Origin of the sequence: Methylocystis sp. JR02, from assembly GCF_030063565.1 — a bacterium.
Lineage (GTDB): Bacteria > Pseudomonadota > Alphaproteobacteria > Rhizobiales > Beijerinckiaceae > Methylocystis > Methylocystis iwaonis.
Genome location: NZ_JASIRC010000001.1, coordinates 2551152 through 2575459, shown reverse-complemented (window position 1 = coordinate 2575459; position 24308 = coordinate 2551152). Strand labels below are relative to the sequence as shown.

The window sequence follows — 24308 nt, the reverse complement described above, 5'->3', positions numbered from 1 at the left end:
TTTCATGGATAGCTCTCTTGCGAGCCTTCCCTCGAGACCGCTGGCGGGCGCGGAAAAAGTCGCGGCGATCTTGCTGTCGCTCGATCGCGACGTTGCGCAGCGTCTGCTCAAGCATTTCGACCAGGTCGAGCTGAGGCGCATCGCCAAAGTCGCGGCGAGTCTCGGCACCGTGCCCGCGGCCGTCATGGAGCAGCTTATCGAGGATTTGATTGGCCAGCTTTCCATGGATGGGACGGATCTGATGGGCACGCTCGGGCAGGCCGAGGCTTTGCTGATGGGCGTCGTGCCGGAGGAGCAGGTGGCCGAGATCATGTCGGAGGTGCTCGGCAAGTCGAACGAGCATTTCTGGCGGCGGCTCTCCACAATCCCCGAGACGACGCTGGCCGAGTATTTTTCCAAAGAACATCCGCAGACCATCGCCGCCGTCGCATCGAAGGTCGATCCGGCCGTCTCAGCGCGGTTCCTGGCGCTTTTGCCGAGCTCGATGCGCAATGAGGTGATGCGCCGAATGCTCACCTCTGGACCGATCTCGGATTCTGCTCTCCGCTTGCTCGAAGCGGCGCTGCAAGACGATTTGATGGGGGCGGGCGCGTCGAGCTCCTCGGCTGGCGCAAGCCGAAAGGTCGCGGCCATCGTCAATCAGATGGACAGCAATCAAATCGAGGAGATTTTGCAGTCCGTCGCGGAAACCGAGCCGGCAATCGCCGAAGATCTGAAGGGAATGCTATTCACCTTCGAGGATATTCCGTCGCTCAGCCCGCGCGCGCGCGCCATTTTGTTGGATCAAGTCCCAACCGATCGTCTCATCGTGGCGCTACGCGGGGCGAACGAAAGCTTGCGCAGCGCGATACTTCCGTCCTTGTCCGCGCGCATGCGGCGCATGGTCGAGGCAGAGCTTACCGCCGGCGATCCGCCGCCAAGACGAGAGATTATCAAAGCGCAGCGCGCCATCGCGGAAACGGTGCTGAAACTGTCGGAAGCCGGGCTCGTCGACTTGCGTGAAAGCGCCGCGTAAAGCGGAAGCGGTCGTCGATGTCCGAGAGCGAAGACGCAGACTCCAAAACAGAAGAGCCGACAGAAAAGAAAATTGGCGACGCTCTCGAGCGGGGTCAGACGGCGGTTTCGAAGGAGGTTTCGACCTTCGCGGGCTTCCTCGGCCTATTTCTTTGCCTCTCTTTCATCTACCGGGCATCCACGGGGCGTCTCAGCGGCACGCTGGCGCTTTTGCTGGAAAACGCGGGCACGGTCCGAATCTCGACCGGCGAGGACCTCGCAAGGTTTTTCGCCTATGTCGGCGGCGAGGCGCTCAGCTTTCTTGGACCCTTTCTGGGGCTTATCGCGGGTTTGGGGATCGCGGCGTCCTTCGTTCAGGGCGCGCCGCGCGTCGCCTTCGACAGGATCACGCCCGACCTGGGCCGCATCTCTCCAATTAAGGGCTGGAAGCGGCTTTTCGGCGTGGGCGGGCTGGTCGAGCTTGGCAAATCGACCGCCAAGATCGCGATTCTTACCGGTAGCCTCGCCTTTTCCTTGATTGTCGACCGCGAGACGCTCGTCAATGCGATGCGCACCGATCCGAGATTGGCGCCCGAGCTGATCCTCACGATCCTGTTGCATCTTACCAGCGTCGTTTGCATCGTCGCCGGATTGCTCGCGGGCGCGGACTGGGCCTGGACGCGCTTCAAATGGCGGCGTGATCTGCGCATGAGCCGTCATGAGCTGAAGGAAGAAATCAAGCAGGCTGAAGGCGGCGGATTGGTGAAGGCGCGCATGCGCTCATTGGCCCAGAGCCGCGCGAGAAAGCGGATGATGAACGCCGTGCCGCGCGCCACGCTCGTGATCGCCAACCCGACGCATTACGCCATCGCATTGAGATATGTCAGGGAAGAGGGCGGGGCGCCGCTCGTTCTGGCGAAAGGCAAGGACCTTATCGCGCTGAAAATCCGTCAGGTGGCGGAGGAGAACCAGATTCCAGTCTTCGAAAAGAAAGAGCTGGTTCGGGCGATGTACGAGTTTGTCGAGGTCGATCGCATGATCCCCCCCGAATTCTTCCGTCCGATCGCGGAGCTCATCCACTTCCTGTCGAGCCGCGGCGGCGCGCAAGGGCGAAACGGCAATATGCGCATGCCCTGAGGCGGCGGCCCCGATATAAATGCGCGCGCTCCGCGAGCTCGAGAGAAGCATCGTCCGGCGCTCTCTGGCGCCGGGTAAGCAGGGCTTGCCGCTGGAGGGGCTCCGCTAACCTTCTCCCGCAACATTGTAGCGGAGCCGGCGCGTCTTCGCCCAACCGATCGCATCCTGCGCCCCGAGGACAAAGGACTGCTCGGTAATCTGGGTGTCGTCGCACTCCGCCGCTCTTTGGAAGATGCGCGCTGCGATGGAAAGGAGCACGGTGACAGAGGCGTTCATGAACACGATATCGTCTTTGCCATTCGCCTCTATATCGTTCAAACCGCGAGCGATGGCGTTCCGAACGTCATAATCAAGTAATTCGAGCTGCCCACGAAGTGGATCTCGCAGTCGCTGACATTCTTCGATCGTCGGCATAGCAGGAGCATTCGGTGCTGCGCCGATCTGGTTCGCTCTACCCATCGTTAGACTGGCCTCGTTACCATCGAATATGCGGATTATGTCCGTGGTTGGTGAAGAATAACTTAAACCTATTCCTCTTTTGCATTGAAAAACAGGTAGTAGTGCATATGGCGATTCGCAGGTGGCCGCCTCTCGATGCCGGGGGTGAGCTTACACTCGGCGGATTGTCCGACGCAATGCGCCTAGCCGCTGTAATATCCCGCGTATCTGGCGCCAGGCTGTGCGCGCTTGGAAGCTCGCAGTTCGATGGCGGTCGCGCGCCGCGCAGTCCTCGGCCGGCGCTCGAGCGGTTGACTCAATGCGCGCGAGGCCAAAGGGGATTTGCTACGGAAGAGGGGAAAGTGGTGCTGCAAGAGAGGATTGAACTCTCGACCTCTCCCTTACCAAGGGAGTGCTCTACCACTGAGCTACTGCAGCGCTGAATTCCTGAAACCGCCCGCGGCGGCCGGAACGAGGGCCTTTTGCCATAGTGCGGCCCGAGTGGCAAGGGCGAGGAGAATGAACTCCAAAGCAATCGCGTAAAGAGTCGCCCGGCCCTTTGAAACGTCTGCCGCGGCGCGTCCCCGAAAAGGGAGAGACGCGAGGCTTTTTTCCGATCCCAGGCAAACTGTCAGGTTGATCAGAAATACAACCTAAGGTAGTATTCGTGTCGCTGTAACTCGGCCGGCGCCGTTTGGGCTCTGCATATTCGATAGGTCGGAGCCCTTTGCGGCGTGGCTTGGACCAGGGCTGGTCCCTCATTTTTATAATGCGATAGGAGGCTGGGGTGGCTGAAAGAGTATTATCGGACGAGGCTTGGGAGGCTGTCGCAAATATTCTACCCGGAAAAGAGGGCGATCCCGGGTGCCATGGCCGCAACAACCGTCTCTTTCTGGAGGCCGTTTTCTGGGTTGCCCGAACAGGCGCGCCTTGGCGCGACCTCCCGCCCGAATTCGGCAAGTGGTATACAACTTATACGCGGTATCACCGCTGGGCCAAGAAAAGAGTTTGGCCGCGCGTCTTCGAGGCCTTGCAGAGAACGGGCGCGGTTGAATTGCTTCTTTACGCCGACCGGCTTCGCTGGGCCGAGCAGGCGCCGGTAGCCGCCGCCGAGAATGCGCCGCCGCAGCAATTCGCAGCCTGAAGCGCATTCCGAAAAAGTTGGATCGGCTTTTGCGAAGAATGCGCTCCAACTTCTGAATCGGCGCGCTTTCCGGGCACATGATTCCACGCGCGCGGAAAGCGCGCTAGCGTGATGTCCGTCGCTACTGCGCCTGAGACTGAGACTGAGACTGAGTCTGTGTCCGCGTGGCCCGGACCCTGACATCCACGCTTTCGCCGGCGCCGCCGGCATGCGCGCCGCGAATCGGGGCGGCGCCGAGCTTGTCCAGCGCAATCGCCAAGCGAATGTGCCGCTCTCCGGGAGACACGCAATTGGCCGGGTCAAATCCAACCCAGCCGAGATTTTCGACATAGGCCTCCGCCCAGGCGTGGCCGGTCACCCCATAATCATTGTCGTCGCGGAGGTAATAGCCGCTGACATAGCGCGCGGGCGCGCCGATCGCGCGCGCGCTGGCGATGAAAAGATGCGCAAGGTCCTGACACTCGCCCTTCCCGCTTTCGAAGGCGGCGGCGGCGGTCGTCGCGGGGGCGCTCGCATCGGTCTCCAACGCAATTTTCTCGTGGATGGCCGAAAGCAACGCATGGAGCGAGGCGAGCGTCCCGTTCTCCCTGGCCGTTGTCGCGCGGGCGAAGTCGGCGATGGCCGGTGTAGGGGCGGTGAGTGGGGTCTGACGCAGATAGAGCGTCGGCGGAAAACGCTCTGGGGCGCCCGAGGCGACGCCGGCCGTGTCAAAGGTCGTCACCTCACCCTCGACCGTGGTCGTGATCGAGTCGAAAGGACCGTCGGCCGTGAAGCGATGCACCACATTGCCAAAGGCGTCCTCCGACGCGATCAGCCGGCAGTCACGATCGACGTCGATGCGCCAGCTTTTGACATGCTGGCCATCGGAATTGCGCGGCGTCAGCCGCAAATTCTGGATCGCCGCTTTTACGGGCTCGAGATAGCGGCAGGTTGTTTCGTGGCGGATGCGGATACGCATGGGACGCTCGTCGAAGAGGCGCGGCTTTCGTGTCGTTTCTACCCGCCGCGCCGGTTTCCATCTCGCCAATTTAGCCAGCCGAAAGCGCCTGAAGCTAGAAGAGATATTGCTCGGAGATCAGCGAACCGAGGCGGTTGTTCTCGCTGATGAAGCTTTGGATGAACTCGTGCAGCCCGCCCTGGAAGACGTGCTCCATGGTCATCGTTTCGAGCTTGCCGTACATGTTGCGCGCCTGACGTTGCGCTGCGCCCTGCCGGCCGTGAGCGCGGGCGAGACTATCGAGATTGCGCACGATGCTCTCGTAGCAGGAGATGAGCGAGCGCGGCATCTCCGGGCGCAGGATGAGCAAATCGGCGACGAGCCAGGGCTTCATGCTCGTGCGATAGACCCAGTGATAGGCGGTGTGCGCCGAGACCGCGCGCAAAATCGCCGCCCATTGGAAATAGTCGAGCGAGCCGCCGATGACTTCCTTATCCGGCAGCAGCACGTGGTATTTTACGTCCAGAAGCCGGGCCGTGTTGTCCGCGCGCTCCACGAATAATCCGACGCGCGAGAACCAATAGGCGTCGTTGCGCAGCATGGTGCGATAGGCGCCGCCGTCATAGATGAGCGAGGTTTGCTTGACGAAATCGAGGAAGCGCCCGAGCTCGTCGGCCGAATAGGCGCCGCGACGCGCCTCCATCGCTTTCAATTCGAGATAGGCGCCGTTGATCGCCTCCCACATTTCCACCGTCAGGGCGGTGCGCACCGCGCGGGCGTTGGTGCGAGCAAATTCGATGCAATTGCGGATCGAGCCCGGGTTGTCGCGCGAGAAAGTCAGGAACTCGATGATATTGCTTTCGGTAATCGGCTTGCCCGTCTGCTCGAAGGCCTGCGCGGCGCCAGAGGAGAGAAGCACGCTTTCCCATTCGGTCTCGGCGCCGCCATAGGCTTTCGGCAATGTCGCGAGGCGCCGGGACGCCTCGATGGCGCGCGCGAGGAAATCGGCGCGCTCCATATAGCGCGCGAGCCAATAAAGATTGTCGGCGGTGCTTGAAAGCATAGGGCGTTCCGTTTGCGCGCGCTCGCGGCTGATGTCCTGTCTGATCGTCTCGAGCGGGGCAGGGAGATGGGCTGCGGTCTCGGCAGATTCCTGGCTGCGCCGCTCGATTTCGTCGATGGAGGGGCGGGCGTCGAGCATCATGCCTGCCCCAAGATCGCGTCGTCGATCACCCAGGTGTCTTTCGTCCCGCCGCCCTGGCTGGAATTCACGACGAGCGATCTTTCGGTCATCGCCACGCGGGTGAGGCCTCCCGGCACGACGCGCACGCCATGCGCGCCCTGCAGCACGAAGGGCCTCAGATCGACATGCCGGGGCGCGATGCCCTCGGCGACAGAGATCGGACAGGTCGACAGCGCGAGCGTCGGCTGGGCGATGAAATTATCGGGTTGGGCATTCAGCTTTGCGCGGAATTCTTCCACTTGCGCCTTGGAGGCGTGCGGGCCGACGAGCATGCCATAGCCGCCGGAGCCGTTGACCTCTTTGACCACCAGCTCGTCGAGATGGTCGAGCACATAGGAAAGCGCTTCCGGCTCCCGGCAACGCCAGGTGGGGACATTCTGCAGCAGCGGCTCCTGCCCGAGATAGAAGCGGATGATGTCGGGCATGTAGGTGTACATCGCCTTGTCGTCCGCGACGCCGGTGCCAACTGCATTCGCGAGCGTCACATTGCCTGCGTGGTAGGCGCCGATCAGCCCCGGAACGCCCAGGGCCGAATCCGGGCGGAAGGTGAGCGGATCGAGGAAATCGTCGTCGATGCGGCGGTAAATAACGTCGACGCGACGCGGCCCTTCGGTCGTGCGCATATAGACCACGTCGTCTTTCACGAAGAGGTCGCGCCCTTCGACAAGCTCCACGCCGAGCTTGTCCGCCAGGAAGGAGTGCTCGTAATAGGCGGAGTTATATTGTCCCGGCGTCATCAGCGCGATGGTCGGCTCGTGCGACGCGCGGGGCGGCGCGACCGAGCGCAGCGTCGCGAGTAGCTCGTCGGGGTAATCCTCGATGGGCGCGACACGATGCATGGAGAAGAGATCGGGGAAAAGCCGCATCATCACTTCGCGGTTTTCGAGCATATAGGAGACGCCCGACGGGGTCCGGGCGTTGTCTTCCAGCACATAGAACCCGTGGTCGTCGGTGCGCACGATGTCCACGCCGGCGATTTGCACATAGACGTCGTGCGGCACGCGGCGGCCCGCCATCTCCGGGCAATAGCCGGGATTGTGATAGACGAGCTCGCTCGGAATCTTGCCGGCCTTGAGGATTTCGCCCTTGCCATAAATGTCTTTGAGGAAAAGATTGAGCGCCGTTATGCGCTGCACGAGCCCCTTCTCGAGCGCGGCCCATTCGCTTCTGGCGATGATCCGCGGGAGAATATCGAAAGGGATGAGGCGCTCCGTGGCGTCCTGCGCGCCATAGACGGCGAAGGTGATGCCGATGCGGCGGAAGAGGAGCTCCGCTTGTTCGCGGCGGGAGGCGAGAAGTTCCGGAGGGGAGGCGGCGAGCCATTGCGAGAGTTTTTGATAAGGAGCGCGGGTCAGACCGTCGAGGCCACCCATTTCATCGAATTGCGTCACGCGCTGATCCACTTGTCGACGCTCCTCTCTTTGCCCCGGCGCCTTCTTGCTCGGGGCCCCTACAGGCTTCCGATCAGGCTTGCGAAGGGCAGAGGCAAGAAGCGCGCCAGACTGCGAGAGGCTCGACCGTTGCCGTGGCATCACACAAACCCGATTTTTTCGTCATCTCAGCATGTGCGTTCTTTTGCGTCTTCGGCGCGTCATTTGACCGGCGTTAGAAGCGGTTCATGAAGTTCCTGCGACAATCGGGCTCCGCCCTTCTCCTTGGAAGCGCGCTTCTCGCTTCTTTCACCGCGCGCGCCACCGAGCCGGCCACTGCCGATTTCGCGCCGGCGTCTGATTTTACCTGGGCGGGCATGTATATCGGCGCGAGCCTCGGCGCGGGCTTCCCGCTGCATGGCGGCGAGAGACTCCAGGCGGGGAGCGGATTTACCTCGACGGTCTTCGACCTTTATCCAGCTTCCGTCACGCGGACAGGCGTCACCGTCGGCGCACAGGCCGGCTATAATTGGCAAAGAGGGCCTTGGGTCTGGGGCATCGAGACTGATTTCGGCCTTCTCGACGGGCGGCGGGGGCCGACGGGGATCTATGCCGCTTCGCCCGCCTATGGCGGGCTCCCCTTCTTCACGCAGACATCCCATTCGAGCGCAAATTATTACGCGACCATACGCGGTCGCGCCGGCGTCGCCTTCAATCGCGCGCTCCTGTATGTCACCGGCGGCGTCGCGGCGGGCGGCTCGCGTGGGCCCGCGACTCTATCGATCGCAGGCGCCGAATTTTCGGCCCCCTGGTCGCAATCGTCCCGGATGAAATATGTCCTTGGCGCGGGTTTCGAATACGCCTTCGCCAAAGATTGGTCCGCTCGCGCCGAGTATCTCTTTCTCAATCAATCGCTCAACACGCATCTCTTCGATGGCGGAGCGGGTTTCGCCTACGCCTCACGCGTGCGCAACGAGAATCATATCCTTCGATTCGGCCTGAACTATCACTTCGGAGATGAAAACCGGATTCCCGGCTCGATCGATTACGGCAAGCGTCAGAACGGCGGCAACGAAGGCGACAAGGGGGGCAATGGCGACGCCCCCGAGCGATATAGCGTCCATGCGCAGACGACCCTCGTTGCGCAGGGCTATCCGAGATTTCGGGCGCAGTACGATGGGGCAAATAGTTTCCCGTCGGGCGGCAAGGCCAATGTTGGCTCGACGACGAATGCCTTTCTCGGCCTGCGGCTGTGGGAAGGCGGCGCCGTCTATCTCAATCCCGAAATCGATCAGGGCTATGGCTTGGCGAACTCGGTGGGTTCGGCCGCCTATGTGGACAGCGCCGTTGCGAAGGTCGGCCGCGCTGCGCCGTATATGCGATTCCAGCGCTACTTTCTGCGCCAGATCATTGGGCTCAGCGACGGCGAACGCAGCAGGGACCCTGATGAAGGTTCGCACAGCGAGGTGCTGGAGTCGACGCAGAACCAAATCTCCGGCCTCGTCGATAAGGATCGCATCATCATAACGCTCGGCAAATTTGCCGTGGGCGACGTCTTCGACGACAATATCTACGCACATGATCCCACGACAGGCTTTTTGAATTTCGCCTTCAACACGATGGGCGCCTTCGACTACGCCGCCGACTCCTGGGGCTATACCCATGGCCTCGCGGTCGAGTGGAAACAGGATTGGTGGACCGCTCGCGGCGGGGTCTTTCAGCTCTCGAAAATTCCCAACGGCCTCGACATCGAGCCGCAACTCTTTCGCCAGTTCATGGGCGTCGGGGAGATCGAAGCGCGTTACGCGCTATTCAACCAGCCGGGCGCGATCAAATTCCTGCTTTATGGCGACAATGGCTATCTGAGCAAAGTCAACGACCTCATAGATTACGCCTTGATGACCGGCCAGCTTCCTCCCCAGGTCGGCCCGGCGCGTCGCCGCGCGGTGAAAATGGGCGGCGGGATCAACATCAAGCAGCAACTGATGCCGAATCTCGGGTTCTTCCTGCGCGCGAGCATGACGGACGGCCGATACGAAACCGTCGATTACACCGATGTCGACAGGCAGCTCTCGATGGGCCTCGTCGCCGCGGGCGCTTTATGGGGGCGCGAGGACGACGAAATCGGCGTCGCGGGGGCGCTGAGCGGTCTGCATGGCGATCGCGTGCGTTATTTCGGATTGGGCGGCACGAGCGTTTACATCGGCGATGGCGCACTCTCCTACGCCGGCGAGAAAAACATAGAAGCCTATTACAAGCTCGGCTTCGGCAAGAACATGGACGCAACATTCGATTATCAGCTTATTGTCGATCCCGCGCACAACGCCGCGCGCGGGCCGATCAACGTCTTCGCCCTGAGGCTGCGCGCCGCATTTTGATCGCCGCGCCCGCCCGTCCTGCGATCCAGGAAAAAATCCGCCGCTATTTGGCGAGATAAGCGCCAATCTCGTTCTCGAACTGCGGAAAATAACGCGAGATCACGCTGACGTCGAAGCCTGGGAGGATCGACTCCTTCGGCTCGCGGTCGAGCAGAAAGCGGAAGGCGGCTGCTATCGTTTCTTCGGCCGCGGCGCCGCGACCGAGGCGCGCGGCGTCGGCCGCCGACAGCGTCACGCGATGGCGCGTTTCGCTGTCTCCCTCTCGCACGCAAACATCGAAGCGCAGCGGATCGCCGCCTTCGCGGCGCGCAACTGTGATTGCTGCGCTCACAGCGTCGCCTCTATGTCCTTTTCGAGTGACTGCGGGGTATCGGTGGGCGCGTAGCGTTTCACGACCTTGCCGGTCTTATCGACGAGAAACTTGGTGAAGTTCCATTTTATCGCCTCGGAACCGAGAATCCCCGGCGCCTCATGCTTCAAAAATTTATACAGCGGGTGCGCGTTCTCGCCATTCACCTCGATCTTGGCGAACATGGGAAAACTCACGCCATAGGTCGCCGAGCAGAAGGAGGCGATGTCGCTTTCCGAGCCCGGCTCCTGCGCGCCGAACTGGTTGCAGGGAAAGCCGAGGATGACAAGGCCCTTGTCGGCGTATGTCTTGTAAAGCGCTTCCAGCCCGGCATATTGCGGCGTGAATCCGCATTTGCTCGCCACATTGACGATGAGCAGCGCCTTGCCCTCATAATCGCGCAAGGACTTCGTGGCGCCGTCGATCGTTTTGGCCTCGATATCGTAGAGTGTCATGCGCTGACTCCTTTGGAACGGAGGCTCGCATAAAATCGTCCCTCACGCCACCAGGCTGTCGGCGGGGGATTCCGCTCCCTCTTCTTCGAGGCCATATTCCTTCATCTTGCGATAAAGCGTCGAACGGCCGATCCCGAGACGTCGCGCAATCTCCGACATTTGTCCGCGGTAATGGGCGAGCGCGAAGCGGATCGTCTCTTTCTCCAAATCATTGAGCTTGCGCATCTCGCCATTGGGCGCGAGAAGCGGCAGCACATTGGGGTCGCGGATTTCGACGCGCACGATCTCGCGCTCGCGCGGCGCGTCGACGGGCGGCGCAAATACAGGCGCCGGCGGAACGCGCACGTCATAGCCTTCGACATGCGCCGCAATCTGCGGAAACTCGGCGACGGTCAGCTCGTCGCCCTCGGAGAGCACGACGGCGCGGAACACCGTGTTCTCGAGCTGCCGCACATTGCCGGGCCAGTCGTAGCTCGTGAGCAGCGACAGGACCTCCGCCGTCATGCCACGGATGTTGCGTCCTTCCTCCGCCGCGAAACGCGCCGCGAAGCGCCGCGCCAGATCGGCGATGTCTTCACGTCGCGAGCGCAGCGACGGAATGCCGATCGGGAAGACATTCAGGCGGTAGAACAGATCTTCGCGGAATTCGCCACGCTTGACCTGTTCGATGAGGTTGCGGTTCGTCGCGGAGATCAAGCGGATGTCGACGCGCTGGGAACGCTTGGCGCCAATGGGGTCGATCTCACCTTCCTGCAACGCGCGTAAGAGCTTCACCTGAATATCGAGCGGCAATTCGCCGATTTCGTCGAGGAAAAGCGTCCCGCCATTGGCCTCCATAAATTTGCCGGTATGTTTCTCGGTCGCGCCGGTAAAGGCGCCTTTCTCATGGCCGAAGAGGATCGATTCGACGAGGTTGGCGGGCAGGGCCCCGCAGTTGACGGTGACGAAGGGCTTGCCCTTGCGGTCCGAGCCGCCCTGGATCGCGCGCGCCACGAGCTCCTTGCCGACGCCCGATTCGCCCTCGATGAGCACTGGAATATTGGAATGCGCGGCGCGCTCGCCGAGCCGGATCACGCGCTGCATCTCCGCGCTGCGCGACACCAGATCCTTGAAGGTCAAAGCCCCTTGCGCGCGGCGGTTGATGCGGCGAACCTCGCCCGCGAGCGCGTCGGCCGAAAGCGCGTTCTTGATCGAGATTTGAAGCCGCTCCGCGCCGACCGGCTTCACCACGAAGTCATGCGCGCCGGCGCGCATGGCGGAGATCACCGCCTCGATCGATCCATGGGCGGTCTGCACGATCACCGGCGTCGCGATCTTTGCGTCGCGCAGGCGCGTCAGCACGCCCATGCCGTCGAGATCGGGCATGACGAGGTCGAGGATCAAGAGCGCGACAGGCTCCGCGCCGCCCCGCGTCAGCCGCGCCAGCGCCTCCTCGCCCCCCTCGACCGTCTCCGCTGCATAGCCAAAGCGCTTGACCATGGCCTCGAGCAGGCGGCGCTGTACCGGATCGTCGTCGGCGATGAGAATTGTGGAGGTCATTATTGTTCCTGCCGCCCGGCTGTGCGTTTCGTCGCCGTGGCGATTTGTGCCCGGGGCGCATCGTTGCGAAACAGGGTAAAGTTCCGGTTAATCCAAGCCTTGGATTGCGTCATCATGGGACGCGAAAGGGGCGGCGGGGCCCGTTTCTTGGAGCGCTCGCCCCTCGCGACCGCGCTTGCCCGCAGTCATTGCTTTTGGTATCGCCCTGGCGACCACGGCCAAGCTTCGCCGTCCATTTTCTGTGCAAAATTCGGGGTTCTACCTAATGCGCGCTCGGCCCTTTCTCTGCTTTGCTTTTGCGCTCTGGTCTTCTGGCTGCGCGACCGAATATAGCCGCGATGGCATAGGGCTGGCCGGTGGGGCCGAGGCCCAAATGATCACCAATGACACTGCAAGAATATCGGCGCGCGGCAACGGTTTTACGGAGAAGGCGAGAGTCCAGGATTTTATCCTGCTGAAAGCTGCGGAGACCGCCTCCGCGCGCGGGTTCACGCACTTCGCTATTATCAGCTCGGAAGACGCCTCGACCGAATCCACATACACGACGCCGAGCACAGCGCAGACAAGGGTTTCCGGCAACACTGCCTACACCACCTATCGGCCAGGGACGCGCAATACCGTAGTCGAGCCGGGCGAGGATGCGATGGTGAAGTTCTGTAAGCAGAGCAAGGCCGACCCCTGCTCGGGCATGCTGCCTGCGAATGAAATCATTCAGAACCTCGGGGCGAAATACTTCGCTAAAAATTAAACCTGGGGCCCGGCGCTGCGTTGCGTCGCCGTAACTATTTATGCCCGGGGCGTAAAGTTCTGTGTAATCAAAGCCTTGCGTTGCGTCATATTGGGACGCAACGCACAGATTGCCACAATTCCGCACCCCGCAATCCCATGATTTGGCGCTCATGAGCGCAAATGCGGTCGCATTCCTTTTCACGTGCAAAGTTTGAAACCCCCGCGGATCGAGGGCGTTAAGTGCCTTCGAGCGCGGGAGAGCAATCATGAGCTTCACGAAATCGATCCAAAAAGACTTGGCCAAGTCCGGCGCCAAGTCCGGCGCCGCCGTCGGAACCGGCGTGTCGCAGTGGCTCGACGGGCGCGGCCCTGTCGAAAAAGCCGCCACGCGCGCCGAGTCCGCGCTCACCAAGGCAGCCAGACCGGGCCGGAGCGTTTCGGCTATCGTGGGTTCGGCAGCGGTTGGGCTCGCGGCTGCGATGGGGGCGCTCGCCTATTACAACATCCGCAAGACGCGCCAGGACGAAAGCGAGCATCCCCCGATCGGTCGGTTCATCGACGTCGACGGCGTGCGCCTGCACTACATCGACAAGGGGAAGGGCGATGTCGTCACGCTCATCCACGGCAATCTGACGCTTGCCGAGGATTTCCTGCTGAGCGGCATCGTCGACAAGCTTGCGGAGCGCTACAGGGTCATCGTCTTCGATCGCCCCGGCTTCGGATATAGCGACAGACCCCATCGCATATGGACGCCTGGCGCCTACGCCGAGTTGTTGCAGAAGGCGTTTTCGCAGCTCGGCGTCGAGCGCGTGACGGTCGTCACCCATTCCTTCGCTTCGCTGATCGCCTTGGACCTCGCGCTCCAGTATCCGGCGCTGGTCGAAGGGCTGGTGCTGATTGCAGGCTATTTCTATCCGACAGCGCGCGCGGACGTGTTTTTCATGTCCTTCACCGCGATCCCCGGCCTCGGCGATGTTATGCGCTACACGATCTCGCCGCCTCTCACGCGACTTTTCCTGCCTGGCGTTCTGCGGTGGCTATTCTCGCCTGCCCCGGTCACGGAGAGATTCGAGAAGGGTTTCCCGAATTCCTTTGCGGCGCGGCCCATCCAGATCGGCGCAGAAGCGGAGGATAGCGTGCTGATGGTGGCCTCGGCGATGCAACTGCAAGCGCGCTATGCCGAACTAAAGCTTCCGATCGTCATATTGGCGGGCGACGGCGACAAGATGGTCGATTTGGATCGCCAATCGAGGCGCTTTCACGACGAGGCGCCGCAAAGCGAGCTGATCGTGATCCCTGGCGCCGGCCACATGGCCCACCACACCGCGCCAGACCAGATCGTGGCGGCGGTCGATCGTGTCGCAAGGCCCGAGACGAAGCCAGGTCAGACCAAGCGGATGCAGGAGACGGCTTCTTCCTGGTCAAACAGAAGCTAGATAAAGGGCGCGCCGCGCCTTCCCCGCGCCCGGCGTTGGGAAAAGGTTCTGCCCACAGGAATCTCGTAAAAAGCGGCGGTCGTTATGACCGCCGCCTGAAAGCGCAAGTCTTACTGCTCATCCCGCGGCAGTAGCGGCTCGCCGCGCGACCGTGGGCCCGTCGCCTGCGGCGCAGCGGCCTGCTGCGTCACGGGGGTCTGCGAATAATCTGGCGCGTCGACTACGCGCGCGTTCAACCCGTCACGCTGATAAATGTCCTCGCGGAACTGGGTGACGCCGTCCGGCGTGCCCCAGGCGGTGATGTAAACCCAGTAGACCGGAACGGCGGGGTTGATTTTTACGTCGATGCGCTCGCCCGAGGCGATAGCGCGGTCGATGGCGTCGCGGTCCCAGCCCGGGGTCTCGCGCAGCAGGAAGGCGACATAGTCGCGCACATTCTGCAGGCGGATGCAGCCCGAGGAGACGAAGCGGAAATCGTCGCCGAAGACGCCCTTGGCCGGCGTGTCGTGCATATAGACGCCGTAAGGATTGGCGATGTCGATGCGCACCACGCCGAGCGAGTTGAAATCGCCGCCGATGTCCTGCCGGAACTTGTAGTTCATCGCGTCGAGCGAGCGCCAGTTGATCTGCTCTGGTTGCAGCTCCTGGCCTTCCTTGTTGTAGACGCGGATATGGTTGTCGTGCAAGTAGTTCGGGTCCGCCTGCATCTTGGGAATCAAATCCTTGCGGATGACCGAGGCGGGCACCGTCCAGAACGGATTGAAATTGATCTGATAGGCCTTGGTCTGCATCACCGGCGACTGGCGGTCGATCTTGCCGACGCCCGCGATATGATGCGAAACGACCTGGCCCGCCTCCACCGTCTCGACCTGAGCCGCCGGAATATTGGCGGTGACGTAGCGATTGCCGAGGTCATGGGAAAAGCTGCGCAGGCGCACGAGATTGGTCTCGAGCTGGCGGAGACGCGTTTCGGCGGGGATATTCAACGCGGTGAGCGTCTGCTGGTTGACGACGCCGGTTTCGATAATGCCGTGGCGCGCCTGGAAGCGGCGCACGGCGGCCTCGACATAGGAATCGAAAACCGGGCTCGTGCCGGTTTCGGCGCCGATGTCGCCCGAGACGATGAGGCGCCGGCGCAACGCCGACACCGCCGGGCCGTTGGAGCCGAGCCGCAATTGCTGGCTCGGCACCGCCGCCCAGCCGCCATTGGCGACGATTTCGCGATAGCGCTCGATGGCGGCTTCCGTCGCGGCGACAGTCGCTTCGGACAGGATAGGGGTGGTCGAGCGCGACACGGTCAGCCGCGCGTCGGCGTCGTAGCGCTGCGCCCATTCGGCCTGCCCGGTCTCCGCGCGCGCGGCAAAGGCCGCGCCGAGCGCGAGGCAGAGTGAAAGGGGAAGGATCGCCGATTTATGCACTGTTCGCTCCAGTCGCAGTCTGTTCCGCGGCCGCGGAGGGAAATGGAAAAGATCGGCGCCGCCCAAGCTACGCCGGCTGAGGTCCATATGATCTGCGGCTTCTGAGTTAACAAGGCCCGAATAGGCGGCGATTTTGTGACCCGCCCGGGCCGTGGCGCGCAGCGCTCAGACCAGCGTTTCCCCCGCGCGACTGTCGTCGACAGCGATATCATAGTAGTCGCGGGGCGTTAGACGCAGGCGCCCGGCAAACAGGCATTCAGGAAAGCGCCTGAGGGCGCGGTTGTAATCGGCGGTCGCCGTGGCGAGCCGCCGGCGCGCGGCGGCGAGACCGCCTTCCGCCTCTTCGAGCGCCGCGCGCAACTGGCGAAAATCATCGAGCCTCTGGATTTCCGGCGTCGCCTGCGCGCGCGCGAGGAGACCGTGAACGCCATCGCCGAGCCGGGCCTCCGCCAGAAGCCGCGCCTGAGGAGAGCCCGCCCGCCGCCCCGAGGCGTGAAGCCGCGCGACCACATCGACGGCTCCACGCTCCTTCGGCGCAAAGGCGCGCATCACGCCGGCCAGCGCTGGAAGCATCGCGTGCCAATTGGCGAGCTCGGCGTCGACCTGCTCGGCGGCGGCCTTGCATTGCGCATCCAAAGACTGGAGGCGCAGAAAGCGGCTCGCCAACACGGCCGCAGCAATGCAAAGGCAAATAAAAGCGATCAGAAACGGCGCCATAGCGAGCCCTCCGCGCGCAGCTTCATCCGCCGGGCTTTGAGGGACCGTTACCGCGTGTGTACCTTTGGGAATATGCTTATTCTGGCGTAAATGCGGCAGGGGAGATGTCGAACGCCTGCTTGTTCAGTCCACCCGCACCCATCCATCCGTCCCCAGCCGCTCCTGCGGCAGGAAGCGCGCCTTATAGGCCATTTTATGCGAGCCCTCGACCCAATAGCCGAGGTAAAGATTTCGCAGTCCGGCGACGCGGGCCCGCCTCATATGGTCGAGGATCATGAAGGTGCCGAGCGAGCGCTCCTCGAATTGAGGCTCATAGAACGAATAGACCATCGACAGGCCATCGGCGAGCCGATCGGTGAGGCAGCAGGCGATCAGGCGGTCGGCGTCGGCCCCCTGCGCGTCGGGCGACAGGCGATATTCGATCAGCCGCGTGTCGACATGGCTGTCTTCGATCATCATCTGATAATCGACCATGCTCATATCGGCCATCCCGCCATCCGAGTGGCGGGCGGTGACGTAACGGCGGAACAGCGCATATTGCTCCGCCGTCGCGCGCGCCGGGCGCGCCTCTCCCGCAATGTCGGCGTTGTGGCGCATCCCGCGCCGCTGCGTGCGCGAGGGAACGAACTCCTCGATCTTGACCCGCACCGAGACGCAAGCCCGGCAATGCTCGCAGGCCGGACGATAGGCGATGGTCTGCGAGCGGCGGAAGCCGGATTGAGTCAGCGTGTCATTGAGCGCCGGCGCGCGCAGGCCGATCAGATGCGTGAACACCTTGCGCTCCGCCCGCCCCGGCAGATAGGGGCACGGCGCCGGCGAGGTGAGATAGAACTGTGGCGCGTCGCGAGGTTCTCTGGTCACGCTCGTCTCGTTTCGTGGATGACGATCGCAAGAATAGGGCTAGAAACCGCTGCGCGCCATGGCGACCTCACGCCGATCGCCGCAGCAAGATTACATCCGCCAGAATGTCGTGCAGACAGCGTTTGTCGCTGGTGATGAAGGACACCAGGAACAGCGGCGGAAACATCCAGGTCACGTAGAAGAGAACGGCATGGACGGCCGCCTGCAGGAAGGGCACGGGCTCGCCCTGCATCGTGCGCATTTCAAGGTCCATGAAGGCCATGCCGGGCGTCGCCATGCGCCAGCCGGAGACCGTCAAGCCATTGTAGAAGAAAGCGACGATCGGGAAGATCGGCGGCAGCAGCAGCGCCGACATGCCGAAGCTCAATATGAAAAGCCCGAAAAAGAGCGCCACCGATAGGCCCGAGACGAGGATGAGATCGAGCCCCACCGCCATGATCCGCCGGGTGCGCACGCTTTCGAGCGCCGCGGCCGGAATATAGGGGCCTTGCGCCCGCTGGTAGGGCGGCGGCGCGCCCTTCGAGTAACTGCCAAAATCGCCGTCGCCGGCCATGTCTCTCTCCAACAGCGCTCACCGCGCCCCAAGGCAATGTCGGACGCCGCAGACCCGCTTTCAAGGCGCCCTGGGTCTGCGACAGAGATAATGGGGGATTAGCGGCGCCTCCGCCTTGACGAGGTCACGAAGCTGTCGCAAGCCTCGCCGGAAATCGCCGGCAGGCCAAACCCGAGCCGGCCAACTCTTGCGGGAAAGCACCATGGACACCAATGCGGTGGACTCCGCCGTCGACGGCGGTCATTTGCGCGCCTTTATCGAGCGAATCGAAAAGCTCGAAGAGGAAAAGCGCGCGATTGCCGACGACATCAAGGACGTCTACGCCGAAGCCAAGGGAACCGGCTTCGATCCGAAAATCATTCGCAAGATCGTCTCCCTGCGCCGCCAGGACAAGCATAAGCGCGAGGAGGAAGAAGAGATCATGGAGCTCTACCTTTCCGCGCTCGGCATGGAATAGGCCGATAAGCTCGCGTTAACCATAAAGCCCTAACCCTTGCCATGCGCCGCCCGCGCCGTCTCGCGGGCCTTTCAGGCGCAGGCGAGGGATCAGGTGCCGCCGGGAAGCTCGAAGAGCCGCGTTGCGTTGGCTGCGCTTTGCGCCGCATTGGCTGCGGCTGCGCCGGCGCAAGGGCAGGCCTTGCCGCAACCTAAGCCGAGCGCGCCGCTCTCGACGCTTGCGGGACAGGATAAGCCGCCGCTACGCCGGCTGGATTCCCCTGGCTCCGCCGTCGCTCCCCAAGCAGGGAGCCTCGGCCTCGGCCAGACTTCCGGCACCGGGGCCAATTATGGCGCGCCGGTGAAACGGCAAAAGTTGCCCAAACCATACCCGCCCCGGCGCGCGCCCTATCCGCCGCCCTTCTCGCCGAAAACGCCCCTCCCGGCGCTGGAGCCTTACAAATCCTCCTATGTCGCCAAGCAGCGGGCTTTGCGGCTGCGGTCGACCTATGCGCCGCCTGGTCAGCATCTTCTCGCGCCTGCGCCTCCGCCCGTGACGGTCGCCGCCGAGCCGACGATCAAGGCGAAGGGCAAGCCGAAGGTCGAGATGAACCCCTATGATCCGCTCGGCGTCGCGGTCGGCTCGACGCTGCTGTTCCCCTTCGTCCAGACGTCCGGCGGTTATGACGATAACCCCAACCGTCTGTCTGCGAGCTACAACCCGCGCGGTTCGACGCTTTTTCGCGGCGAAGGCGGGTTGCGGGTCAAATCCAACTGGTCGCGCCACAGCCTCGAAGGCGAGTTGCGCGGCGGATACTCGGAATATTTCGACTATCCAACCGCGAGCCGCGCCGACGCCCAGGGCGCCATGACCGCGCGCTACGATCTGACGACCGACACCGCGCTCGATCTGCGCGGACGCTTGCAGCTCGATACGCAGCGGCCCGGCGCGCCGGCGATCTCCGCCGATCAGTCGAGCGTCTATGTTGTCAACCGGCCGATCATACTCGGGGTCGGAACGCAGGGCGGCGTCACGCAGAAATTCTCGCGGATCGAGGTGTCGCTGCGCGGCACCTATGATCGCGTCTGGTATCAGGACGCGCAATATTCGAACGGCACGACGCTCAATCTGGCGTCGACGAGCTACAACGACTTCGGCGCCCTTCTGCGCACCTCCTACGAGGTCACGCCGGATCTGAAGCCTTTCGTGGAAGGAACCCTCGACAAGCGCATTCACGACTCGCCGGTCGACCCTTATGGCTTCTATCGCGACAGCACGGGCTACACCATCCGCGGCGGCGCCACCTTCAACGTCACGGAGATGGTGAAAGGCGAGATTTCCGGCGGCTATGGCCAAAGAAACTACGCCGACTTCCGTCTGGCGGAGCTGCGCGGCCCGGTGATCGACGCCGCGCTCATTTATACGCCCTCCGCGCTGACGACGTTGACGCTGCGCGGCTCGACAACAATGAACGAAACGACGCTCGCCTACGCGAGCGGCGTGCTGACGCGGTCGATCACCGCGACGCTCTCGCACGATCTGATGCGCAATCTCAACATCACCTTCACCGGCAACTATTTCACCAACGACTACCAGAGTTCGGACTCCCCCATTGTCGTCGCTGCTGCGGTGGCTTCCGGCGCAAGTTTGAACGTCCGTGAACGCGGCGGCAGCGCGGCCGTCCGGCTGGAATACAAATTGACGCGGTCGATCACGCTGCGCGGCAGCTTCACGCATGAGCAGCTCAGCAGCTCGTTCCGCAACGCCGGCTACTCGGCGAATGTTTATCTCTTGGGCCTGAGGTTCCAGCTTTGAGCGAGCGCCCGCAGAGCATCGAGGAGAGCGCGGCGCAATGTGGATGATGGTTCCCTTCATCCTCAACAGCCTGCTGAATTTCGTCGTCGGTCTGCTCGTCGCGAAATTTCTGGGCCCTGCCGAATATGGGCGTTTCGTGCTGGCGCTTTCCGTCGCCGTCGTCCTGCAGACTTTCGTTTTCGATTGGCTCCGGCTCACGGCGACGCGCTATTATTCGGAGCAGGACCGCAAAGAGCATCCGGAAGTCCGCTCGACGCTCGATTTGGCCTTTGCCGCGCTTGCCGCGCTCGCGCTGCTCGCCGCGCTCCTTGTCTATTGGCTGGGGCTCGATCTCCCGCTGAGCCATGATCTCGCCGCGCTCGCAATCGGCGTCTCGCTCTCCAATGCGCTCTTCGACACGGCGACCGCCCTCGTGCGCGCGCGCTTCCACGACAAGGCCTATGGCGCTCTTGTCATCGCCAAGAACGCGCTCGCCTTCGCTCTGACGGTCGGCGGCGCTTTCGTGTTCGGCTCCGCCAATGTGGCGCTCGTTGGCATGATCATTTCGGTTGCAGGCTGCCTCATTGTGGCGAGGGGCGAGCTTGCCGATCCGAATACGCGCTTTCGTCTGGCGGAGCGCCGGCTGGCGACGCGCTTTCTGGCCTATGGCGCGCCGATTGTCCTTGCCAGCGTTCTTTATCAGATCGTGCCGCTCATCAACCGCACGCTGCTGGCGCGGGACCATGGTTTCGCGGAAGTTGGGCAAATCTCGCTCGCCTTCGAGACGGGCGTAAGAATCGTCGGCGCGATCGGCTCCGCCATCGACGTGATTCTTTTCCAGCTCGCCGTGCATACGGAACGCACGTCAGGAGCCATTGCCGCGCGGGCGCAAATATCCCGTAATCTCGGCGTTGTTTTTGCGATCGTCTCGCCCGCCGTCGCGGGCTCCTGGCTCATTCTCCCGAGCTTCGAGGCGCTGTTCGCGCCGGAGAATTTCCGCGGTCCATTCGCGCTATATTTTGCGCAGATGACGCCCGCGCTCTTCGCTTTCGCGATGACCAATTACGGCGTGAACACCGCCTTCCAGCTCGCGCATCGATTGACGCCGCTAATCATTGCCGCGCTGATCGCCTTGCTTGCTGATCTTGTGGCGGTCGCGCTGTTGCCCGCGACCGCTGACGCCACGCGCTTCGCTTATGCGCAATCGATTTCGTCGGTCGCCGGCTTTGCGGCGCTTGTCGCCATGCTCTTTCTTTTGGAGCCGATGTGGCCACGCGCCCGCGACGTGATCGGGGCCGTCGTCGCGACATCCGCCATGCTTCTCCTGGGGGCGCCGATGCGGGCCCTGGCGCCGGGCGTCGTTACCCTCGCGATGCAAATTCTCGCAGGCGCCGCTGTCTATGGCGCCGTCGCTTATGCGTTCGACATCGCCGATCTGCGCAGCGTCATCTGGCCGAGCGTCCTGAGGCGGCTGCGGGGAAGAAACGCCGAGGCGCGCTCATAGCTCCAGCACGCGGCGCGGGTCGCAACGATTGCGCGCTAGATCCAGAAGCGCGAGCAGATTGCCGCGCAATCGGCCAAAGCGGTCGATCCCGGGCTCGGGGACGAGCGATTTGGCAAGATTGGCCAGAAAATTCCTGCTCGCGAGCTTCATAACGAAGCGAGCCGAAACGGTTCCCTTGCGTAAAAGGTAGAGTGGGTTGGCGATCTGCGAATAGCCTAGCCGCACGCCCGAGGTGCGGCCGGAACGAACGCCAAGATGCACCCCCGCGAAGGCATTGGTGCGGACAACGCGGCCGACGCGCGCATACAACGCCGAGAAGTCGGTGTCCTCGAGCCATCCGTAGAGCGGCAGATTTTCATCGAAGCGCGCTTGCGGGGCGGCGGCGAGGCGAAAAGCCATATTGCAGCCATATGTGCCCGTCTCGTCGCTCATTCGGACATCGCCGGGGCAGGGGGCCGAATAGGCGGCGACGAGGGCGTCCGCTTGATCGAAATCGAGCGGTTCGCGGTGGTGAATGCCGTCCGCGATCAAATGGCCTGAGGCCGCCACGATGTCGGCATGCTCGGCGAATAAGCGCCTGACGCCGTCAACGAAATCCTCGCTCGGAACGTAGTCGTCATCGACGAAGACGAGAATATCCGCGTCTGTCCCGACAAGGTCCAAAGCGTGATTGCGCTGGATTGTCAGGCCGCGTGCGCGCGCGACATGAAATTCCGCTTCGCCCGCCGGAATCGGCGCATCTTCGGGAGACGCGCCGATCACCAGCAAGCGATGCAGCTCGTGGGAGAACTTCGCGAAACGCAGCACGCATTGCCCGACGACATGCGGACGCCCGGTCGTGGCGATGGCGATGACGATCTTCATGCTCGTTATGCCGCGCGCCAATGTGATTGAACCTTCTCATAGACGGCCGCGACGGAATCGAGGTGGCGATCGAGCGTCAGCGGGGCCGCCCAATAGCGCGCATAGGCCGCCGCGGCCATCCGACGCGCAACTCCATCGTCCTTGAGACGCGTAATGGCCTCGGCAAGCGATTGCGCGTTGGCGGATTTGAACCAGACGCCGGTTTCGCCGTCGACGACCGCCTCGCGCCCGGCGCAGAGATCACTGACGATCACGGGCGTGCCGAGGGCGAGCGACTCATAGACGGTGAGCGGCTGGCCCTCGTACCAAACGGACGGGAAGACAAGCGTCCGCGCCGCGCGCAACGCCGCACGCACCTCCGGCGGGCTCCGCCAGCCGAGAAACTTTGCCTCAGGGAATTCTTTTCCAAGCGCCTCGCGCTCAGGGCCATCGCCGACGAAGACGGGCGCGACGCCCGCAAGGCGCGCGGCTTCGGCGAAGTAACGCGGGCCCTTTTCCGCCGAGAGGCGCCCCACGAAGACGAAATCGCCCGGCGCTTGGTCGCCCTTCGGCCCCAGGTCCGTGACGTCGATTGGATTGCCGACCTCGTAGAAAACAGCGTCTCTCGGCATATATGGCGCGATCACCTCGCGCTGCAGCTTCGAGATGGATATGAGATGGCGCGCCGTTTCATAAAGGCCGCTCCCATAGAGCATCAGCGCATGGCGGCCAACGCGCATCAGCTTGCGATGATAGCCGCGCGAGTCGCAGTTGTGCGCAATGCAGCCGAGCGACATGGCTTTGTAGTCGCAGTTGCGCGCCGCGCCGTAATCGTAAAACCCGCCATTGGGGCAGGCGAGGTAAAACTCGTGCAGCGTGTGAACCACCGGCAGGCCCGAGCGCCCCAGCGCCCGGCCGATGGAGGGCGAGAGCGCCTTGGCCCAGCCATGCACATGGACGATCGTCTCGGCGGGATCGCAAGTCGCGAGAAGGCGGGCCAGCCCATGCTCCGCCGCAGCGTTCCAGAGCCATTGCGCGCCGAAGCGCGCGAGAGAAGAGGCTGACGTCACATCGGCTTGATCGAGCAGCGTCACCGTGACGCCCGCCTCAGTGAGGCCTGGCTCCACCGGGCCGACGGCGGAGAAATAATCGACGCGATAGCCGCGCCGCGCAAAGCCCTTGGCGCTGTCGATGGCGACCTTGGCGAGGCCGCCGTTGATATGCGCGTGATCGGTGACGACAATGATGCGTGGAGTCATTTTGTTGCGATCACATAGGCAAAGCTCGAAAAGACGCGCCATTGGCGCTTGCGCGCGATATTCGTAAAAGCCGCGTCGAGCTGCTTGATGCCGGGAAACTTCCAAAAATAGCTGTACCCCCAGAAGGGAAGGACAACTACTTCAGAGAAACCGGCGCGCTTCAGTATCGGGAGTATCTTCGACTCTTCACTAAAGCAATGGTCGTAATAGGCCGGAAATTTCGGATTGTCTCCGTCGTCCTTGCGGTCGGGGAATACTGTCTCCAGCATCCAGCGGGAAATTTTTTCCGGGATAAGGCGGTTGAGGACATAGGGCGGCGCATAAAGCGTGGGAAAGAAGCTGAAAGCGACGCCACCCGGCGCGAGCGTATAAGCAATGTTTTCCCACATGCTCGCAACATCGGGGACATGCTCCATCACCATGCGGCTATAAGCGATGTCGTATCGCTCGGGCCCGAGGATGGCTTTGGCGTCCTTGCCGGCGATGTCGCAAACGACCGTCGAATAGCCTGCCGGCGCGAGCGACAATTCACGTGCGGAAATATCGTTGAGCGTGACGTCGAAGCCCAGGGTGACGATTTCGTCCGGCAGGAAGAGCGGATCGCGCCCGCCGCCGATTTCGAGATGGCGCCTCAAACCCTTCTGGCGTGCGATTTCGATGATCGTGCGCTTGTAATTCTCCCAAGCCCAGTTGAAGTCGGGATCATAGCCAAGGCTCGCCACGATCGCACTTATGTCATTTGCGGGTTCCCTGCTTAAAGCCATCCGCTGATTTC

Annotated in this window: 22 protein-coding genes, 1 tRNA gene and 1 pseudogene; 9 read left to right on the top strand and 15 right to left on the bottom strand. The window is 62.7% G+C overall.

Annotated elements, in window-relative coordinates; all coding sequences use genetic code 11:
• Positions 1–4: 4 nt before the first annotated feature.
• Together QNA11_RS12305 and QNA11_RS12300 are read left to right on the top strand one after the other, a co-directional pair.
• A complete protein-coding gene (locus QNA11_RS12305; protein WP_202074057.1) occupies positions 5–1015 on the top strand; it encodes a flagellar motor switch protein FliG in 1011 nt (336 codons plus the stop codon).
• Between the two features lie 17 nt (positions 1016–1032).
• Complete coding sequence (locus QNA11_RS12300) at positions 1033–2130, top strand: EscU/YscU/HrcU family type III secretion system export apparatus switch protein (protein ID WP_283483265.1); 1098 nt, start codon at positions 1033–1035, stop codon at positions 2128–2130.
• Between the two features lie 105 nt (positions 2131–2235).
• On the opposite strand, the gene QNA11_RS12295 is transcribed toward QNA11_RS12300, so the two are convergent.
• Both QNA11_RS12295 and QNA11_RS12290 read right to left on the bottom strand, forming a co-directional pair.
• Positions 2236–2544: a hypothetical protein gene (locus QNA11_RS12295; RefSeq protein WP_202074055.1), complete on the bottom strand. Its 309-nt coding sequence runs from the start codon at positions 2542–2544 to the stop codon at positions 2236–2238.
• A 387-nt stretch (positions 2545–2931) separates the two neighbouring features.
• Positions 2932–3006 (bottom strand) — tRNA-Thr (locus tag QNA11_RS12290).
• 397 nt (positions 3007–3403) lie between these two features.
• Here QNA11_RS12290 and QNA11_RS20750 point away from each other — a divergent pair.
• A pseudogene (locus tag QNA11_RS20750) lies at positions 3404–3539 on the top strand (transposase); the annotation flags it as partial.
• A 294-nt stretch (positions 3540–3833) separates the two neighbouring features.
• Here QNA11_RS20750 and QNA11_RS12280 read toward each other — a convergent pair.
• From QNA11_RS12280 to QNA11_RS12270, 3 genes are all read right to left on the bottom strand, one after another.
• Positions 3834–4670: a transglutaminase family protein gene (locus tag QNA11_RS12280; protein WP_283483263.1), complete on the bottom strand. Its 837-nt coding sequence runs from the start codon at positions 4668–4670 to the stop codon at positions 3834–3836.
• Between the two features lie 94 nt (positions 4671–4764).
• The gene (locus tag QNA11_RS12275; protein ID WP_202074136.1) at positions 4765–5712 is read right to left on the bottom strand and encodes an alpha-E domain-containing protein; all 948 of its coding nucleotides are present in this window, start codon (positions 5710–5712) and stop codon (positions 4765–4767) included.
• A gap of 137 nt (positions 5713–5849) precedes the next feature.
• A complete protein-coding gene (locus QNA11_RS12270) occupies positions 5850–7265 on the bottom strand; it encodes a circularly permuted type 2 ATP-grasp protein (protein WP_210340721.1) in 1416 nt (471 codons plus the stop codon).
• Between the two features lie 245 nt (positions 7266–7510).
• On the opposite strand from QNA11_RS12270, the gene QNA11_RS12265 reads away from it, so the two are divergent.
• Positions 7511–9640, top strand: a complete 2130-nt coding sequence (locus tag QNA11_RS12265) for a carbohydrate porin (RefSeq protein WP_283483262.1) — start codon at positions 7511–7513, stop codon at positions 9638–9640.
• A 43-nt stretch (positions 9641–9683) separates the two neighbouring features.
• Here the strand turns inward: QNA11_RS12265 and QNA11_RS12260 are convergent, their stop codons facing one another.
• From QNA11_RS12260 to QNA11_RS12250, 3 genes are read right to left on the bottom strand one after another with little or no spacing between them, the layout of a single operon-like run.
• Positions 9684–9971 carry a hypothetical protein gene (locus QNA11_RS12260; RefSeq protein WP_283483261.1) on the bottom strand — a complete coding sequence of 96 codons (288 nt, stop codon included), beginning with the start codon at positions 9969–9971 and terminating at the stop codon, positions 9684–9686.
• Entirely contained in the window at positions 9968–10444 is a 477-nt protein-coding gene (locus QNA11_RS12255; protein WP_283483260.1) for a glutathione peroxidase, read from the bottom strand. The genes QNA11_RS12260 and QNA11_RS12255 overlap by 4 nt, the downstream gene beginning before the upstream one ends.
• A 42-nt stretch (positions 10445–10486) precedes the next feature.
• On the bottom strand, positions 10487–11983 hold the full coding sequence (locus tag QNA11_RS12250; RefSeq protein ID WP_283483259.1) for a sigma-54-dependent transcriptional regulator: 1497 nt from the start codon (positions 11981–11983) through the stop codon (positions 10487–10489).
• Between the two features lie 175 nt (positions 11984–12158).
• On the opposite strand from QNA11_RS12250, the gene QNA11_RS12245 reads away from it, so the two are divergent.
• Both QNA11_RS12245 and QNA11_RS12240 read left to right on the top strand, forming a co-directional pair.
• Positions 12159–12731: a CC0125/CC1285 family lipoprotein gene (locus QNA11_RS12245; protein ID WP_283483258.1), complete on the top strand. Its 573-nt coding sequence runs from the start codon at positions 12159–12161 to the stop codon at positions 12729–12731.
• Positions 12732–12978: 247 nt separating this feature from the next.
• Complete coding sequence (locus tag QNA11_RS12240) at positions 12979–14148, top strand: alpha/beta fold hydrolase (RefSeq protein WP_283483257.1); 1170 nt, start codon at positions 12979–12981, stop codon at positions 14146–14148.
• 110 nt (positions 14149–14258) lie between these two features.
• On the opposite strand, the gene QNA11_RS12235 is transcribed toward QNA11_RS12240, so the two are convergent.
• From QNA11_RS12235 to QNA11_RS12220, 4 genes are all read right to left on the bottom strand, one after another.
• Positions 14259–15584 carry a L,D-transpeptidase family protein gene (locus tag QNA11_RS12235; protein WP_502867565.1) on the bottom strand — a complete coding sequence of 442 codons (1326 nt, stop codon included), beginning with the start codon at positions 15582–15584 and terminating at the stop codon, positions 14259–14261.
• A gap of 147 nt (positions 15585–15731) precedes the next feature.
• Positions 15732–16283, bottom strand: a complete 552-nt coding sequence (locus QNA11_RS12230) for a LemA family protein (RefSeq protein WP_283483256.1) — start codon at positions 16281–16283, stop codon at positions 15732–15734.
• A 123-nt stretch (positions 16284–16406) separates the two neighbouring features.
• Entirely contained in the window at positions 16407–17144 is a 738-nt protein-coding gene (locus tag QNA11_RS12225; protein ID WP_202074038.1) for an arginyltransferase, read from the bottom strand.
• A gap of 67 nt (positions 17145–17211) precedes the next feature.
• A complete protein-coding gene (locus QNA11_RS12220) occupies positions 17212–17697 on the bottom strand; it encodes an RDD family protein (RefSeq protein WP_283483255.1) in 486 nt (161 codons plus the stop codon).
• A gap of 202 nt (positions 17698–17899) precedes the next feature.
• Between QNA11_RS12220 and QNA11_RS12215 the strand changes: the two genes are divergently transcribed.
• The 3 genes from QNA11_RS12215 to QNA11_RS12205 all read left to right on the top strand — a co-directional run bounded on the left by QNA11_RS12215 (position 17900) and on the right by QNA11_RS12205 (position 21431).
• Positions 17900–18154 (top strand): DUF2312 domain-containing protein, encoded by a 255-nt coding sequence (locus QNA11_RS12215; protein WP_202074036.1) that lies wholly within the window; start codon positions 17900–17902, stop codon positions 18152–18154.
• 126 nt (positions 18155–18280) lie between these two features.
• On the top strand, positions 18281–19948 hold the full coding sequence (locus QNA11_RS12210; RefSeq protein ID WP_283483254.1) for an outer membrane beta-barrel protein: 1668 nt from the start codon (positions 18281–18283) through the stop codon (positions 19946–19948).
• A gap of 37 nt (positions 19949–19985) precedes the next feature.
• A complete protein-coding gene (locus QNA11_RS12205; RefSeq protein WP_283483253.1) occupies positions 19986–21431 on the top strand; it encodes a lipopolysaccharide biosynthesis protein in 1446 nt (481 codons plus the stop codon).
• Here QNA11_RS12205 and QNA11_RS12200 read toward each other — a convergent pair.
• From QNA11_RS12200 to QNA11_RS12190, 3 genes are read right to left on the bottom strand one after another with little or no spacing between them, the layout of a single operon-like run.
• Entirely contained in the window at positions 21426–22295 is an 870-nt protein-coding gene (locus QNA11_RS12200; protein ID WP_283483252.1) for a glycosyltransferase family 2 protein, read from the bottom strand. The two genes, QNA11_RS12205 and QNA11_RS12200, sit on opposite strands and share 6 nt — an antisense overlap.
• Positions 22296–22300: 5 nt before the next feature.
• Entirely contained in the window at positions 22301–23533 is a 1233-nt protein-coding gene (locus tag QNA11_RS12195) for a glycosyltransferase family 4 protein (protein WP_283483251.1), read from the bottom strand.
• A complete protein-coding gene (locus tag QNA11_RS12190) occupies positions 23530–24297 on the bottom strand; it encodes a class I SAM-dependent methyltransferase (protein WP_283483250.1) in 768 nt (255 codons plus the stop codon). The genes QNA11_RS12195 and QNA11_RS12190 overlap by 4 nt, the downstream gene beginning before the upstream one ends.
• Between the last annotated feature and the right edge of the window lie 11 nt (positions 24298–24308).

What these genes read in the sequence shown, in the direction of transcription:
- QNA11_RS12300 (WP_283483265.1), top strand. Translation starts at nt 1,033, where the DNA reads ATGTCCGAGAGCGAAGACGCAGACTCCAAAACAGAAGAGCCGACAGAA.
- QNA11_RS12215 (WP_202074036.1), top strand. Translation starts at nt 17,900, where the DNA reads ATGGACACCAATGCGGTGGACTCCGCCGTCGACGGCGGTCATTTGCGC.
- QNA11_RS12305 (WP_202074057.1), top strand. Translation starts at nt 5, where the DNA reads ATGGATAGCTCTCTTGCGAGCCTTCCCTCGAGACCGCTGGCGGGCGCG.
- QNA11_RS12250 (WP_283483259.1), bottom strand. Translation starts at nt 11,983, where the DNA reads ATGACCTCCACAATTCTCATCGCCGACGACGATCCGGTACAGCGCCGC.
- QNA11_RS12280 (WP_283483263.1), bottom strand. Translation starts at nt 4,670, where the DNA reads ATGCGTATCCGCATCCGCCACGAAACAACCTGCCGCTATCTCGAGCCC.
- QNA11_RS12295 (WP_202074055.1), bottom strand. Translation starts at nt 2,544, where the DNA reads ATGCCGACGATCGAAGAATGTCAGCGACTGCGAGATCCACTTCGTGGG.
- QNA11_RS12200 (WP_283483252.1), bottom strand. Translation starts at nt 22,295, where the DNA reads ATGAAGATCGTCATCGCCATCGCCACGACCGGGCGTCCGCATGTCGTC.
- QNA11_RS12195 (WP_283483251.1), bottom strand. Translation starts at nt 23,533, where the DNA reads ATGACTCCACGCATCATTGTCGTCACCGATCACGCGCATATCAACGGC.
- QNA11_RS12275 (WP_202074136.1), bottom strand. Translation starts at nt 5,712, where the DNA reads ATGCTTTCAAGCACCGCCGACAATCTTTATTGGCTCGCGCGCTATATG.
- QNA11_RS12205 (WP_283483253.1), top strand. Translation starts at nt 19,986, where the DNA reads ATGTGGATGATGGTTCCCTTCATCCTCAACAGCCTGCTGAATTTCGTC.
- QNA11_RS12240 (WP_283483257.1), top strand. Translation starts at nt 12,979, where the DNA reads ATGAGCTTCACGAAATCGATCCAAAAAGACTTGGCCAAGTCCGGCGCC.
- QNA11_RS12255 (WP_283483260.1), bottom strand. Translation starts at nt 10,444, where the DNA reads ATGACACTCTACGATATCGAGGCCAAAACGATCGACGGCGCCACGAAG.
- QNA11_RS12220 (WP_283483255.1), bottom strand. Translation starts at nt 17,697, where the DNA reads ATGGCCGGCGACGGCGATTTTGGCAGTTACTCGAAGGGCGCGCCGCCG.
- QNA11_RS12190 (WP_283483250.1), bottom strand. Translation starts at nt 24,297, where the DNA reads ATGGCTTTAAGCAGGGAACCCGCAAATGACATAAGTGCGATCGTGGCG.
- QNA11_RS12270 (WP_210340721.1), bottom strand. Translation starts at nt 7,265, where the DNA reads ATGGGTGGCCTCGACGGTCTGACCCGCGCTCCTTATCAAAAACTCTCG.
- QNA11_RS12230 (WP_283483256.1), bottom strand. Translation starts at nt 16,283, where the DNA reads ATGGCGCCGTTTCTGATCGCTTTTATTTGCCTTTGCATTGCTGCGGCC.
- QNA11_RS12265 (WP_283483262.1), top strand. Translation starts at nt 7,511, where the DNA reads ATGAAGTTCCTGCGACAATCGGGCTCCGCCCTTCTCCTTGGAAGCGCG.